The following is a 14,546-nucleotide window of genomic DNA, read 5'->3' on the forward strand; positions in this document are numbered from 1 at the left end:
AGGATCTGCGGCAAAGCCAAACGCCGTGGACACTACGCATCGCTGTGGGAGCGAGTTTGCTCGCGATGACGCTATCAGGAACGCAGCAGGGCTGAAGGCGTAAGCGGCTGCCCTCGCCATTCGAAGGCCACCGGCGCCAGTACCTGGTCGATCCGGGCTTCGTCCCACAGCGTGGCGAAACTCTTGCCGACACCAGGGTGCACCCGATCCGGCGCAATCAACGACAGGGGCCAGAGGACAAAGGCATTCTTGAGGATTTCCGCCCGCGGTAGCACCAGGCCATCGAAGTTGCCGACCTGTTCGCCATAGAGCAACACGTCGATGTCCAGCGGCAGTCCCTTGCGATCGGGGGCATAACGGCCGTTGTCAGCCTCGATGAACTTGAGGCGGCGATCCAGCTCCATCAGCGGCAAATCGGTGAAGGCCGACACGACGAAGTTGAAGAATGGCCCACTCTTGATGCCCACCGGCTGGCTCTCGAAGACGGCCGAACAATGAATGTCCACCAGAAAACCCGCCAGGGCTTCGAGACCGGCGCGCAAATGGGTCTCACGCTCGATATTGCTGCCGAGCCCGAGAAAAACCTGAGTCAGCGACATCCGCGCTCGATCTCCACGCCAACACCGCTGGCCGCCGGGACGGCGCCAGGCTTGGTCACTTTCAGCCGCAGCCAGGTGATCTTGAATTCGTCCATGAGCGCCTGGGCCAGTCGTTCGGCAAAGGTTTCAACCAGTTGGAACTGGGCTTGCTCGGCAAACGCCTGGATACGCGACGATACGCTGGCGTAGTCGAGCGCCAGGGTCAGGTCATCGCCTGCGGCGGCCGGACGGTTATCCCAGGCAAAACTCAGGTCGAGTCGCAGACACTGTCGGATGCCTCGCTCCCAGTCGTAGGCACCGATTACCGTGTCGACTTCCAGGCCCTCGATAAACACTCTGTCCAAGCACTCTTCTCCGCAGCACGACAAGGGCGCAATGCGCCGTTAGAATCAGGGCGTCCTCGCCCGGAATAGTTAGCATGTTTTGGTTACTGGCGATTCTCGCCTACCTGCTCGGCTCGCTGTCCTTCGCCATTTTGCTCAGCCGCCTCACCGGTCGCCCGGATCCGCGAATGAGTGGCTCAGGCAATGCCGGCGCCACCAACATGCTGCGCCTGGCCGGACGCAAACTCGCCATCCTGACCCTGCTTGGCGACCTCTGCAAAGGCCTTGTACCCGTACTGATTGCCAGCCTTGCAGGGCTCTCGTTGCAACAACAGGCCTGGATCGGCGTGTGCGCCGTGATCGGCCACCTGTTCCCGCTGTATTTTCGCTTTCGCGGCGGCAAGGGTGTCGCCACCGCCGCCGGCATGCTGCTGGGCCTGTACCCGCCCGCGGCCCTGCTGGCGGTGTGCGCTTGGCTGTTGACGTTCTACCTGACCCGCACCAGCTCCCTGGCGGCATTGATCGCTACACCGCTGACCCTGCCGCTGCTGGCCTGGCAGGAACCGGCCGCGTTGCTGCCAATGACAGCGCTGGTGGCACTGATCGTCTGGCGCCATCGGGGCAATCTACGCGACCTGTTCGCCGGGCGCGAACGACATTTCTAGGCGGTGCAGGAAAAAACCCACGGGTTCTTCCACACCCACCTCCCCGACGCCCTACAACGGCGACAACTGCTCCATCGGCCAACGCGCCTGCACACTGATCGCCAGGCTTTCCTGCTGGCCGACCTGCAGGCGTTGACAGCCGGCAAAGGCGATCATCGCGCCGTTATCGGTGCAGAACTCCGGCCGGGCGTAGTAAACGTCGCCCTTCATGTCGCCAAGCATTTTCTCCAGCGACGTGCGCAAGGCCTTGTTCGCACTCACCCCGCCGGCGATCACCAGCCGCTTGAGCCCGGCCTGCTTCAGGGCACGCTTGCACTTGATGGTCAAAGTCTCTACCACGGCCTGCTGGAACGCCAGCGAGATGTCGCAACGGGCTTGTTCGCCGTCGTCACCAGCGCTGACGCATTGCTGCCAGGTGTTCAGGGCGAAGGTTTTCAGGCCACTGAAACTGAAATCGAGGCCGGGCCGGTCGCACATCGGGCGCGGGAATACGAAACGTCCGTCGACACCCCGGGCCGCCAGGCGGGAGATCTCCGGGCCACCGGGGTAATTGAGGCCCATCATTTTCGCGGTTTTGTCGAAGGCTTCGCCGGCGGCGTCGTCGAGGGTCTCGCCGAGCAGCTCGTAGTGGCCGATGCCATCGACCCGGATCAGTTGCGTATGACCGCCCGATACCAACAAAGCGACGAACGGAAACTCTGGCGGCTGCGCCTCCAGCATCGGAGCCAGCAAATGGCCTTCCATGTGGTGCACGCCCAGGGCCGGAATACCCCAGGCAAAGGCCAGCGCCTGGGCACAGGACGCGCCCACCAGCAGCGCGCCCACCAGCCCCGGGCCGGCGGTGTAGGCAATGGCGTCGACCTCGGTCGGCACGCAGTCGGCTTCGGCCAGGACCTGGCGGATCAAGGGCAGCATGCGCTTGACGTGGTCGCGCGAAGCAAGCTCGGGCACCACCCCGCCGTAGGCGCGGTGCAGGTCGATCTGACTGAACAATGCATCGGCCAGCAGGCCGCGCTCACTGTCGTAGAGGGCGACACCGGTTTCGTCGCAGGAAGTTTCCAGTCCCAGTACTAGCATGGGTTTGCGCCTTGTAGCGGCTGAATTCGAAGGCGCGCATAATAGTCGCCGCGTTGTGCCCCGACCAGCGGTTTTCGATCAGAGGCTTTGCATTCCGAGCGTTGAGGGGTTAACATCCGCAACCCTTAAAAACCGACGTCTTCAAGTGCTCTTTTGCCGCGAGGATGTTGACCCCGGTAATGAATGAAGGTAGCTCTGGATGCCAGCCGTCAAAGTAAAAGAGAACGAACCCTTCGACGTAGCTCTGCGTCGTTTCAAGCGCTCCTGCGAAAAAGCCGGTGTTCTGGCTGAAGTTCGTAGCCGCGAATTCTACGAGAAGCCGACTTCTGAGCGTAAGCGCAAGGCAGCAGCCGCTGTTAAGCGTCACGCCAAGAAAGTTCAGCGCGAACAGCGCCGCGCCGTACGTCTGTACTAATACACAGACGTTCGTAGCAAGCTTCTGCCAAGCCCGGCCCTCAAGCCGGGCTTATGGCATTTGCGGAAAACGCTTGATGCTTCACCGTCAAAGCCGCAGACGCGACCGCGACAACCTGCTTCACCGCGTCAGACCTGGCTCTTTTGCCAGCGGTGCACGTCTCTTCTGACGAGCCTTCCAAGGCTACTGACGAGCACACCCTGATTCCTCTAACGACGATCAGCCCAAGGCACCTGCTTGCGTGCCCGCTTCATGAGCTATCCGAGGCCTGACCGGCCGTTACCGGACTCAGCACACTTATTCAAACCGTCAGATACTGATTGCCATTAACGTCAGTGGATTTTCGGCAGATACACTTCCCAACAGCGATGATGCAGACAACCCGGTCGAGCCACCGATTTACCGTGTCTCAAACCAAGCCCCGGTTACGCCTGTTGATTCCGGGCTCCTATTTCGCGCAGTGATGATGAGAACGCCATGGCCGGGCTGATTCCCCAGAGCTTTATTGACGACCTCCTGAACCGCACCGACATCGTCGATGTGGTCAGCTCTCGCGTGCAAATGAAGAAAGCAGGCAAGAACTACACGGCCTGCTGCCCGTTCCACAAGGAAAAAACCCCGTCCTTCAGCGTCAGCCCCGACAAGCAGTTCTACTACTGCTTCGGCTGCGGCGCGGGCGGCAATGCCCTCGGCTTCCTGATGGACCACGACAACCTGGAGTTCCCCCAGGCCGTCGAGGAACTGGCCAAGGCCGCCGGCATGGAAATTCCTCGCGAGGAAAGCGGCCGGCAGCACAAGCCCCGCCAACCGACCGATTCGCCGCTGTATCCCCTGCTGACAGCGGCGGCCGAGTTCTATCGCCAGGCGCTCAAGAGCCATCCCGCGCGCAAGGCGGCGGTGGACTATCTCAAGGGACGCGGCCTGACCGGCGAAATCGCCCGGGACTTTGGCCTCGGCTTTGCCCCGCCGGGCTGGGACAACCTGTACAAGCACCTGAGCAGCGACACGTTGCAGCAACGTGCCATGATCGACGCCGGCCTGCTGATCGAAAACGCCGAGACCGGCAAGCGCTATGACCGCTTCCGCGACCGGGTGATGTTTCCGATCCGCGACACCCGCGGGCGGATCATCGCCTTTGGCGGCCGGGTCCTGGGCGACGACAAGCCCAAGTACCTGAACTCCCCGGAAACCCCGGTCTTCCATAAAGGCCAGGAACTCTATGGCCTGTACGAAGCTCGCAAGAACAACCGCAACCTCGACGAAATCATCGTCGTCGAAGGCTACATGGACGTGATCGCACTGGCCCAGCAAGGCCTGCGTAACGCCGTCGCGACCCTGGGCACGGCCACCAGCGAAGAACACATGAAGCGCCTGTTCCGCGTCGTGCCCAACGTGCTGTTCTGCTTCGACGGCGACCAGGCCGGTCGTAACGCCGCCTGGCGCGCGCTGGAGGCTACCCTGCCCTGCCTGCAGGACGGACGGCGTGCCCGCTTCCTGTTCCTGCCCGAAGGCGAGGACCCGGACACTCTGGTGCGTTCCGAAGGTACGGACGCCTTCCGCGCGCGGATCAACCAGCACGCCCAGCCGCTGGCCGATTATTTTTTCCAGCAACTGACAGAAGAAGCCGACCCGCGCTCCCTCGAAGGCAAGGCCCACATGGCCACCCTCGCGGCGCCACTGATCGACAAGGTGCCAGGGGCCAACCTGCGCATCCTGATGCGCCAGCGCCTGACCGAGATCACCGGCCTCAACAGCGAGGCGGTCAATCAACTGGTCCACAGCGCGCCCCAGGAGGCCCCGCCGGCCTACGACCCGGGCATCGACTACGACGCGATGCCGGACTTCGCCGACTATCATCAACCCCAGCAGGATTACGCTCCCCAGCAGGAGTGGACGCCGAAGAAGCCCGGCAGCGGCGGCAAGAAATGGGACAAAAAACCCTGGGACAAGAACGGCAAGCGTGGCGATCGCGACCAACCACGTGCCCCGCGGGTCCCGGCCGCCGTCGAACCACCAACACTGGCCGCGTTGCGCACCTTGCTGCATCACCCGCAACTGGCCGAAAAAGTCGAGGATGCCGGGCATTTCGCCGCCGAGGACCACAGCAATACGCAATTGCTGGTCGCCCTTCTCGAGGCCGTGCAGAAGAACCCCAGGCTAAACTCTTTCCAGTTGATCGCGAGGTGGCACGGCACCGAGCAGGGGCGCCTGTTGAAGGCCCTGGCCGAGAAGGAGTGGCTGATTGACGGAGACAACCTTGAACAACAGTTTTTCGACACCATTACTAGCTTGTCCGCCCGCCAACGCGAGCGAAACCTGGAACAACTTCTGCGAAAAGCTCGCCAGAGCGAGCTGACCAGCGAAGAGAAAAACCAATTGCGCGACTTACTCAGCCGCAATGTTTGCGCATCAAACCCGACCTCAACTGGCGCGTGAGGTCACAGCTCAGGTATAATCCTCGGCTTGTTTTTTGCCCGCCAAGACCTTCAGTGGATAGGGTGTTATGTCCGGAAAAGCGCAACAGCAGTCTCGTATCAAAGAGTTGATCCTATTGGGTCGTGAGCAGGGCTACCTGACTTACGCGGAGGTCAACGACCACCTGCCGGAGGATATTTCAGATCCGGAACAGGTGGAAGACATCATCCGCATGATCAACGACATGGGGATCAACGTATTCGAGGTTGCGCCAGATAAGGATGCCCTTATGCTGGCCGACGCCGATACCGACGAGGCGGCCGCTGAAGAAGCAGCCGCAGCGCTGGCGGCGGTCGAGACCGACATTGGTCGCACCACCGACCCGGTGCGCATGTACATGCGCGAAATGGGTACGGTAGAACTCCTCACACGTGAAGGCGAGATCGAAATCGCCAAGCGTATTGAAGAAGGCATCCGTGAAGTGATGGGCGCAATCGCGCACTTCCCTGGCACGGTTGACCATATTCTTTCCGAGTACAACCGCGTCACCACCGAAGGTGGTCGCCTGTCCGACGTCCTGAGCGGCTACATCGACCCGGACGACGGCATCGCGCCGCCTGCCGCCGAAGTACCGCCACCGATCGACGCGAAAGCCGCCAAGGCCGACGACGACAACGATGACGAAGACGCCGAAGCCGGTGACGACGAAGAAGAAGCCGAAAGCGGTCCGGATCCGATCATCGCTGCACAGCGTTTCGGCGCTGTGGCCGACCAGATGGAAATCACCCGCAAGGCGCTGAAGAAGCACGGTCGCAACAACAAGGCGGCGATTGCCGAACTGTTGGCCCTGGCCGAGCTGTTCATGCCGATCAAGCTGGTGCCCAAGCAATTCGAAGGCCTGGTCGAGCGTGTTCGCAGCGCCCTGGATCGCCTGCGTCAGCAAGAGCGCGCGATCATGCAGCTGTGCGTGCGTGATGCCCGCATGCCGCGTGCCGACTTCCTGCGTCAGTTCCCCGGCAACGAAGTCGACGAAAGCTGGACCGACGCACTGGCCAAAGGCAAGAGCAAGTACGCCGAAGCCATTGCCCGCCTGCAACCGGACATCGTGCGTTGCCAGCAGAAACTGAGCGCGCTGGAAACCGAGACCGGCCTGAGCATTGCGGAAATCAAGGACATCAACCGTCGCATGTCCATCGGTGAGGCCAAGGCCCGCCGTGCGAAGAAAGAGATGGTTGAAGCGAACTTGCGTCTGGTGATCTCCATCGCCAAGAAGTACACCAACCGTGGCCTGCAATTCCTCGACCTGATCCAGGAAGGCAACATCGGCCTGATGAAAGCGGTGGACAAGTTCGAATACCGTCGCGGCTACAAGTTCTCGACCTATGCCACCTGGTGGATTCGTCAGGCGATCACTCGCTCGATCGCCGACCAGGCCCGCACCATCCGTATCCCGGTGCACATGATCGAGACGATCAACAAGCTCAACCGTATTTCCCGGCAGATGCTGCAGGAAATGGGTCGCGAACCGACGCCGGAAGAGCTGGGCGAACGCATGGAAATGCCTGAGGACAAGATCCGCAAGGTACTGAAGATCGCCAAAGAGCCGATCTCCATGGAAACCCCGATCGGTGATGACGAAGACTCCCATCTGGGTGACTTCATCGAAGACTCCACCATGCAGTCGCCGATAGATGTCGCCACCGTAGAGAGCCTCAAGGAAGCGACCCGCGAAGTACTCTCGGGCCTCACCGCACGTGAAGCCAAGGTACTGCGCATGCGCTTCGGCATCGACATGAATACCGACCACACCCTTGAGGAAGTCGGTAAGCAGTTCGATGTGACCCGTGAGCGGATCCGTCAGATCGAAGCCAAGGCGTTGCGCAAACTGCGCCACCCGACGCGAAGCGAACATCTGCGCTCCTTCCTCGACGAGTGACCCCCAAACCCCCCGGCCCTGCCGGGGGTTTTGCCATGTGTCGATAAAAACCCTCCGTTACGCCCTCCCCGCCCCGTTGGCCGTCTACACTCGAAACATCCTCCCCGAACCATTGACGAGACAGTGATGCCCAGACTGACGGCCGCGCTTTTGTTGTCATTGATGACATGGACCGCAACAGCTGGCGCGTTCACGCTCACCGACGAGGAGCAACGCTGGCTCAAGGACCATCCCGACCTGCGACTGGGCATCGATGCCTCCTGGCCGCCGTTTGAGTTTCGCGACGACCAGGGTCGTTACCAGGGCCTGGCCGCCGACTACGTCGACATCCTCCGCGAGCGGCTGGCCATCAAGATCGTCCCGATCGAGCCGGCCACCTGGACGGAGGTGCTGGAGCAGGTCGTACAGGGCAAGATCGACCTTCTGCCGGGCATCATGTCCACCCCCGAACGCCAGAATTACCTGGCCTTCACCCGTCCCTACCTCGACTTCCCCATTGTCATCCTGGCCCACCGCGGCGGCGCCCAACCCCATAAACTGGAAGACCTGTACGGGTTGAAAATCGCCGTGGTGGAGAACTACGCTCCCCACGAGCTGTTGCGCAATCATCACCCCGACCTGAATCTGGTGGCGCTGCCCAACGTCAGCTCAGCCCTGCAAGCCCTGGCGACCGACGAAGTGGACGCCGTGGTCGGCGACCTGGCCTCCAGCGTCTGGAGCCTGCGCCAACTCAAGCTCGAAGGCCTTTATGTCAGCGGGGAAACGCCCTACCGCTACCAATTGGCGATGGCCGTCCCACGGGACAGCAAGATCCTGGTGGGCATCCTGGACAAGGTCCTGGCTGACATGAGCCCGACCCAGGTCAGCGAGATCCAGGCGAAATGGGTCGGCAATGTGCATGACTACCGCCAGTTCTGGTCGGACCTGGTGGTCTACGGCCTGCCGGCCCTGCTGCTCCTGGTGGGCATCCTGGCGGTGGTGATTCGCATCAACCGTCGTCTCAGCTCGGAGATCGCCCGGCGCGTCGAGCTGGAGCAGGAGTTGCGCAGCAGCGAATATCATTACCGCGGACTGGTGGAAAGCCTGTCGGCCATTGCCTGGGAGGCCCGGGTCAGCGACTTCACCTACAGCTACGTGTCACCCCACGCCGAAGAACTGCTGGGCTACCCCCTCGCCCACTGGCTGATCCCGGGGTTCTGGCGCAATATCATTCACCCGGCCGACCTGACCCGCGCCGAGACCTATTGCAACCAGGAAGTGCTCGCCGGCCGCGACCATTGCATCGATTACCGCGTACTCACCGCCGACGGCCGCTGCCTGTGGGTGCGCGACATCGTCAGCCTGATCGAACATGCCCATGAACCCGTGATGCGCGGGCTGATGATCGACATCAGCGAGGCCAAGCGCACCGAGGAAGCCTTGCGCCTGTCCGAACAGAAATTCGCCTCGGTGTTCCGCCAGTGCCCAGACATTCTGGTGATTGCGCGCCTGCTCGACGGCTGCCTGCTGGAGGTCAACAGCGCTTTCGAGGAGCAGATCGGCCTGAGCGCCGCCGAGGTGGTGGGTCGGACCGCGACCGACCTCGACATCTGGGGCATCCAGGGGGTGGGGCCGAGCCTGTTGCAACGCCTGCAGGCCGGAAGCATCCGCAACCTGGAGATGCCTTTCCGCCGCAGCAACGGCCAGGCGTTCACCGGGCTGATTTCCGCCGAGCCGTTTGACCTCGACACCACGCCGGCCCTGGTCGTGGTAGTGCGTGACATCAGCCAGTTGAAGGAAACCCAGCAACAGTTGCAGACCTCCGAAGAGAAGTTTGCCAAGGCGTTCCACGCGTCACCGGATGGCTTGCTGCTGTCCCGGCAAAGCGACGGCCTGCTGATCGAGGTCAACGAAGGCTTCAGCCGCATCACCGGCTTCAACAGTGCCTTGTCGGTGGACCGCTCGACCCTGGACCTCGGCATCTGGGTCAATCTCAACGAACGCAAACAGATGCTCGACCTGTTGCAGCGCGACGGTTTCGTGCGGGATTTCAGTTGCCATATCCGGCGCAATGACGGGCAGATCCGGCTCTGCGAAGTGTCCAGCCGACCGCTGCCCATCGGCGACGAAGACTGCATGCTGACCATCGCCCGGGACATCACCGAACGCCACTTGATGCAGGAAAAGCTGCAACAGGCGGCCACCGTGTTCGAAAGCACCGCCGAAGGCGTGTTGATCACCGATACGCAACAACACATCAGTGCAGTGAACCGCGCCTTCACCGAAATCACCGGCTACAGCGAGACCGAAGCCTTGGGCCATACACCGCGCCTGCTGGCTTCCGGCCTGCATGACAGCGCGTTCTACGCCGCGATGTGGCACCAGTTGACGGCGGAGGGGCACTGGCAGGGGGAGATCTCCAACCGGCGCAAGAACGGCGAGCTGTACCCCAGCTGGCTGACCATCAGCGCGGTGCGCAACCGGGAACAACAGATCACCCATTTCGTGGCGGTGTTTGCCGACATCTCCAGCCTCAAGCATGCCCAGGCCCGGCTTGATTACCAGGCTCACCACGACCCGCTTACCGGCCTGCCGAATCGCACCCTGTTCGAAAGCCGCCTGCTGACAGCCTTGACCAGCCAGCAGGAGCAAGGTGGCCAGGGCGCGGTGCTGTTTCTCGACCTGGACCGTTTCAAGCACATCAACGACAGCCTCGGGCACCCGGTCGGCGACCTACTGCTCAAGGGCATCGCCGTGCGCTTGCGCGAGCAACTGCGTGATATCGACACCGTGGCTCGCCTGGGCGGCGACGAGTTCATCATCCTGCTGCCCGGCTTGCAGCAACCCAGCGACGCCGAGCACATCGCCCAGAAGCTGTTGAACTGTTTTACCGCGCCATTCCAGGCCGGCGAACACGAGTTCTTCATCAGCGCCAGCATCGGCACCAGTCTTTATCCACAGGACGGTTGCGACGTTGCCACGCTGGTCAAGAACGCCGACGCGGCGATGTACCGCTCCAAGGCCAAGGGCCGCAACCGGGTGGAAAGCTACACTCGCGACCTCACTGCCCAGGCCAGCGAGCGCGTGGCCCTGGAGCACGAGCTGCGCCGGGCGATCGAGCGCAATGAACTGTCGCTGTCCTTCCAGCCGAAAATCAGCCTCGCCGACAACCGACTGGTGGGGGCCGAGGCGCTGATTCGCTGGTACCACCCGACGTTTGGCGACGTGCCGCCGGAGCACTTCATTCCCCTGGCCGAAGAAAACGGCATGATCCTGCAGATCGGCGATTGGGTACTGGAGCGCGCGTGTCGGCAACTGTGCGAATGGAACAGCACCTACGAAAGCCTCGGCCCGTTGTCGGTCAACCTGGCCGGCGCCCAGCTACGCCAACCCAACCTGCTGGGGCGCATCGAACAATTGCTGCGGGAGAACCAGCTCGAACCGGGTCTGTTGCAACTGGAAATCACCGAAAACTTCATCATGAGCCAGGCTGAAGAAGCCCTGATGGTGCTGCACCAACTGAAAAAACTCGGCGTGCAACTGGCCATCGACGACTTCGGCACCGGTTATTCCTCCCTGAGCTACCTCAAGCGTCTGCCGCTGGACATCCTCAAGATCGACCAGTCCTTCGTCCGCGGCCTGCCCGACGACCCCCACGACGCCGCCATCGTACGGGCCATCATCGCCCTGGGCCGCAGCATGCAATTCACCATCATCGCCGAGGGCGTCGAGACCCTGGCCCAACAGCAGTTCCTCACCGAAGAAGGTTGCGAACAAATCCAGGGCTACATCGTCAGCCTGCCGCTGTGCGCCGCCGAGTTCGCCGCCACGTTCCTGCGTGTGACCGTATCGGATTATTCGGATAGCACAGCCGAGAAACCGTCGCTATAATCCGCGGCCTACTGAGGGCCTATAGCTCAGTTGGTTAGAGCAGAGGACTCATAATCCTTTGGTCCACGGTTCAAGTCCGTGTGGGCCCACCAAATTGAAAGCCGCGCATTGCGCGGCTTTTGCGTTTTTGAGAGGGTGGTTGCCTCGTTCCTCCCTCCCCTCCCAGAGACGTCCATCATCGCCAGCCCCAGCCTCCCCCGACTGTTTCTCGATCTGTTCTGGCAACTGGGCATCCTGGTGGTGCCGGCCTTTTTCGTCACGGTGATGCCGCCGGTGTTGGCCTTGCTGACGGTGCTGTTGCTCGGCGTGTCGATGGGTCTGGCGGTGCGCCTGGGCTTTCGATCGACCGCCCGAGGCCTGGCCCGATTGACGATTGGCGCGGTGTTTGGCCTGGGCTTCAGCCTGGGCAGGGCGCTGCCCGAGTGGTGGGGCATCCTGGCGGCGATCGCCGCGATCATCGGCGGGCTCGCGGGCGTCAGCACGTGGGAGCGGCGCCTTGGCCTGGTGGTGGAACCGGTCAAGGGCCCGAGTGCCTGGGGTGGCGGCGAGCCGCAGTTGACGCCCGAGGGCGAGCCGATCCGGACGTTCAATCACAGTGAAATCGCGATGGGGGGCCCGACCTATTGCGACTACCTGTTCCCCGACGGTGTGCTGTTACAAGGTCTCGGGTCTTCGGCGGTGTTCTCGGCGGATGGACGTTACTTTGCGGCAACCGTACCGTCCCGGCAGGCTTGGGGGTTGGTCGTGCTTGACCGCCAGCAGCGGCGGGTCTATCGCTGCGACAACAGCGAGTTCTGGGAATTGGACACGCTGGACCTCAACGGGTTGGCGGGTCGCCATAGCCCGCTGGTGGACGATGGCGCCCGCCAGGCCCGGCTCGATGAACTGCTGCAAACCGCCCGCGTCGCCGAACTGGTACCCGTCGCCGACCTCTGGCTGGAACCTGGCATTTACCCGGACGCTATCGCGCACACGATCGAGCGCCGCTCTGCCGACGGGCAACACTGCCTGACGGGCAGGCTTTCACTGCCTCCGGTGTTTCGCGACCTGCCCCAACCCCTGGCGCCGCTGGTGTCACCGCGCTATGCCATCAGCGTCAATGAGCAGCCCTCCGGCCTGTTGATGGCCGCCGATACGGCCATTGTCTGGAGCTCCGATCAGCGCGCTCTGGTGTGCCAGGCCCAGGAGCAGGGCGACAGTTCCGAGGGCGACCGGTACTGGTTGTGGCACGCCGACCAGGGCTGGCGCGCCCTTCCCTCGCCTTGGGTGAAGCATGACGTTGAGCCATCCTTTTACTGGAACGACGTGCTCGGTCTCGACGCCCATCATGTGCGCATAGGTGCGTACCTGGATTACCCACGCCCGTCCCTTGGCCGGCATGGCTACCGCCTCGACAGCATCCACGGCGATACCGAAACCCAGGCAGGTCACGATGCCCAGGGTCGCGTGCAGGTGGCCGAGTTTCAGTTGACCCGGATGAGCATCGTGCTGCCGTTGGACAGTGAGGGCCGACGAGGTGACGCGTTCATCGAGACACAGCCGTTGCTGGGTGGCCTCTGCGCCCACCTGACCTGGCTGACCGACAATCACGCCGGCATGGGCGCTTATCGTTGCCAGATCGGTGACTGGCAACTGCCTGGGCGCTGGCTGCTGGATCATCGGGTGTCGGACTGCGGACGGTATCTGGCGCTGTTGCCTTTTGCCGAAACGATGACGTTGGCCACCCATGCGGTGGTGGTCGATGTGCCGGCACGCAGCCTGTTGCAAGGACCGCCCCTGTGGGTGGCCCGCGTGCTTGATTTCCGTAATGGCCTGCTGAGCCTGGCGACGATTGCCGGCCGCCTGGGCCAGGACCTTGAAGGCAATGCACTGCAACGCTTCGACATCCCTGCGCCACCGGTCGGCAGCGATCCGTCGTTCTTTCATCCCGACGAGCGATCCCGGCTGTTCTACAACGCCGTAGAGCTGCGCGTGACCGGCTCTCAGCTACACAGCGTCGCCCCCTGGCGCCAAGTGGATCGCCCCCAGGTGGCCAATGCCGACGGCGATTTTATCCAGCCCGCACCGGGAGGCCAGGACGCCGCCTGGCTGTTCGGCAGTGAAACGGAGTACGGCGACAGCTGGATCCGCGCCAGCTCGCCACGGCTCGGCGGCCACCTGCTGACAGCCTCTGGCTGCGCGCTGAACGAGCTGGCGCCTTCAATGATCTGGTCACCGAAAGGCCGCTATCTCGCCCTGACCCGCATGGCGACAGATGTAACCGAGCTTTGTGGCCGCTATCGAGGCTGGCAGTTGCTGCTGCTCGATGTCCAGGAACACACGCTGCGGGTGCACCCGCAATGGCTGGGCAACCGTCCGCTGTTCGAACGCTTCGGCAACGAGCATGTGCAGGTCCGGTGTTTCGAACGGGATTGGGCAGCCGAGGACGATGATGACCCGGGCTCCGTGCAGTCCTTGCTGCTGGCCGCGCTGCTGCAATTGCCTATTGAACCGCTGGTCTGCCAGGACGGTATCTGGCTCAGGGCCACGCAAACACACTTGGCGCCTGCCTGGCGCGCGCTGACATTACCGGCCATCGGCTATTTCCAGCCAGAGAACCTGTAACATGTTCGCCCACAACGCCCACGCCGGAGCCCGCCTTGGCTGACACCCGTCCCCCCGTCCTCGACGAAATCGACCGCCAACTGATCGCGGCCCTGCAAATCAATGCCCGGGAAAGCGTCGCCATGCTCGCCCGGCAACTGGGCATCGCCCGGACGACCGTGACCTCACGACTGGCGCGCCTGGAAAAGACCAAGGTCATCACCGGATACGGCGTACGCCTCGGCCAGCGGCTGATTGATGGCGGCTTGCAGGCCTACGTCGGCATCAAGGTCCAGCCGCGCTCCGGCAAGGACGTGCTGCGGCGCCTGAGCGCCATGGCCCAGGTCCAGCAGCTTTGTGCCGTCAGTGGCGAGTTCGATTACGTGGCCTGGCTGCGCACCGATTCGCCAGAACAGCTGGATCAGTTGCTGGACCAGATCGGCAGCGTGGACGGCGTGGAAAAGACCACCACCTCGATCATCCTCAGCAGCAAGATCGACCGGGGCCAGCCGCTCTAGAACCCGCACTTGTGAGCGCGCGGCTGCTCGTGATTGCGTGAGACCAGGCAGTGCCTGCATCGCAGACATACGTCCTTCGTGAGCAGGCTCGTTCCCACGGGAAGGATTTTTGTCATTAAGACTGTCAAATACGTCAAATCGACTC

Annotated in this window: 10 protein-coding genes and 1 tRNA gene; 8 read left to right on the forward strand and 3 right to left on the reverse strand. The window is 62.6% G+C overall.

The features are described from left to right. Positions 1–74 precede the first annotated feature (74 nt). Positions 75–599, reverse strand: coding sequence for a 2-amino-4-hydroxy-6-hydroxymethyldihydropteridine diphosphokinase (gene folK, locus V5F23_RS25465; protein WP_042729751.1), 525 nt, complete (start codon positions 597–599; stop codon positions 75–77). Next, positions 590–943 (reverse strand): dihydroneopterin aldolase, encoded by a 354-nt coding sequence (gene folB / locus V5F23_RS25470; protein ID WP_018607238.1) that lies wholly within the window; start codon positions 941–943, stop codon positions 590–592. The genes folK and folB overlap by 10 nt, the downstream gene beginning before the upstream one ends. A gap of 74 nt (positions 944–1,017) precedes the next feature. Between folB and plsY the strand changes: the two genes are divergently transcribed. Next, positions 1,018–1,587 (forward strand): glycerol-3-phosphate 1-O-acyltransferase PlsY, encoded by a 570-nt coding sequence (gene plsY, locus V5F23_RS25475; protein WP_003206189.1) that lies wholly within the window; start codon positions 1,018–1,020, stop codon positions 1,585–1,587. A 51-nt stretch (positions 1,588–1,638) separates the two neighbouring features. Here plsY and tsaD read toward each other — a convergent pair whose 3' ends face one another. Then, entirely contained in the window at positions 1,639–2,664 is a 1,026-nt protein-coding gene (gene tsaD / locus V5F23_RS25480; protein WP_338496930.1) for a tRNA (adenosine(37)-N6)-threonylcarbamoyltransferase complex transferase subunit TsaD, read from the reverse strand. Positions 2,665–2,863: 199 nt separating this feature from the next. Between tsaD and rpsU the strand changes: the two genes are divergently transcribed. From rpsU to V5F23_RS25515, 7 genes are all read left to right on the forward strand, one after another. Beyond that, a complete protein-coding gene (rpsU, locus tag V5F23_RS25485; protein ID WP_002551877.1) occupies positions 2,864–3,079 on the forward strand; it encodes a 30S ribosomal protein S21 in 216 nt (71 codons plus the stop codon). Between the two features lie 477 nt (positions 3,080–3,556). After that, positions 3,557–5,515 (forward strand): DNA primase, encoded by a 1,959-nt coding sequence (gene dnaG, locus V5F23_RS25490; protein ID WP_042729753.1) that lies wholly within the window; start codon positions 3,557–3,559, stop codon positions 5,513–5,515. Between the two features lie 67 nt (positions 5,516–5,582). Beyond that, on the forward strand, positions 5,583–7,430 hold the full coding sequence (gene rpoD, locus V5F23_RS25495) for an RNA polymerase sigma factor RpoD (protein ID WP_042729754.1): 1,848 nt from the start codon (positions 5,583–5,585) through the stop codon (positions 7,428–7,430). Positions 7,431–7,556: 126 nt separating this feature from the next. Continuing rightward, positions 7,557–11,300: an EAL domain-containing protein gene (locus tag V5F23_RS25500; protein WP_338496932.1), complete on the forward strand. Its 3,744-nt coding sequence runs from the start codon at positions 7,557–7,559 to the stop codon at positions 11,298–11,300. Between the two features lie 15 nt (positions 11,301–11,315). Further along, positions 11,316–11,392, forward strand: a tRNA-Ile gene (locus tag V5F23_RS25505). Positions 11,393–11,435: 43 nt separating this feature from the next. Continuing rightward, a complete protein-coding gene (locus V5F23_RS25510) occupies positions 11,436–13,904 on the forward strand; it encodes a hypothetical protein (RefSeq protein ID WP_338496934.1) in 2,469 nt (822 codons plus the stop codon). A 35-nt stretch (positions 13,905–13,939) separates the two neighbouring features. Then, positions 13,940–14,401, forward strand: a complete 462-nt coding sequence (locus V5F23_RS25515) for an Lrp/AsnC family transcriptional regulator (RefSeq protein WP_042729756.1) — start codon at positions 13,940–13,942, stop codon at positions 14,399–14,401. The last annotated feature ends 145 nt before the right edge of the window (positions 14,402–14,546 follow it).

Source organism: Pseudomonas sp. WP18 (assembly GCF_036689585.1).
GTDB classification, from domain to species: Bacteria; Pseudomonadota; Gammaproteobacteria; order Pseudomonadales; family Pseudomonadaceae; genus Aquipseudomonas; species Aquipseudomonas chlororaphis_E.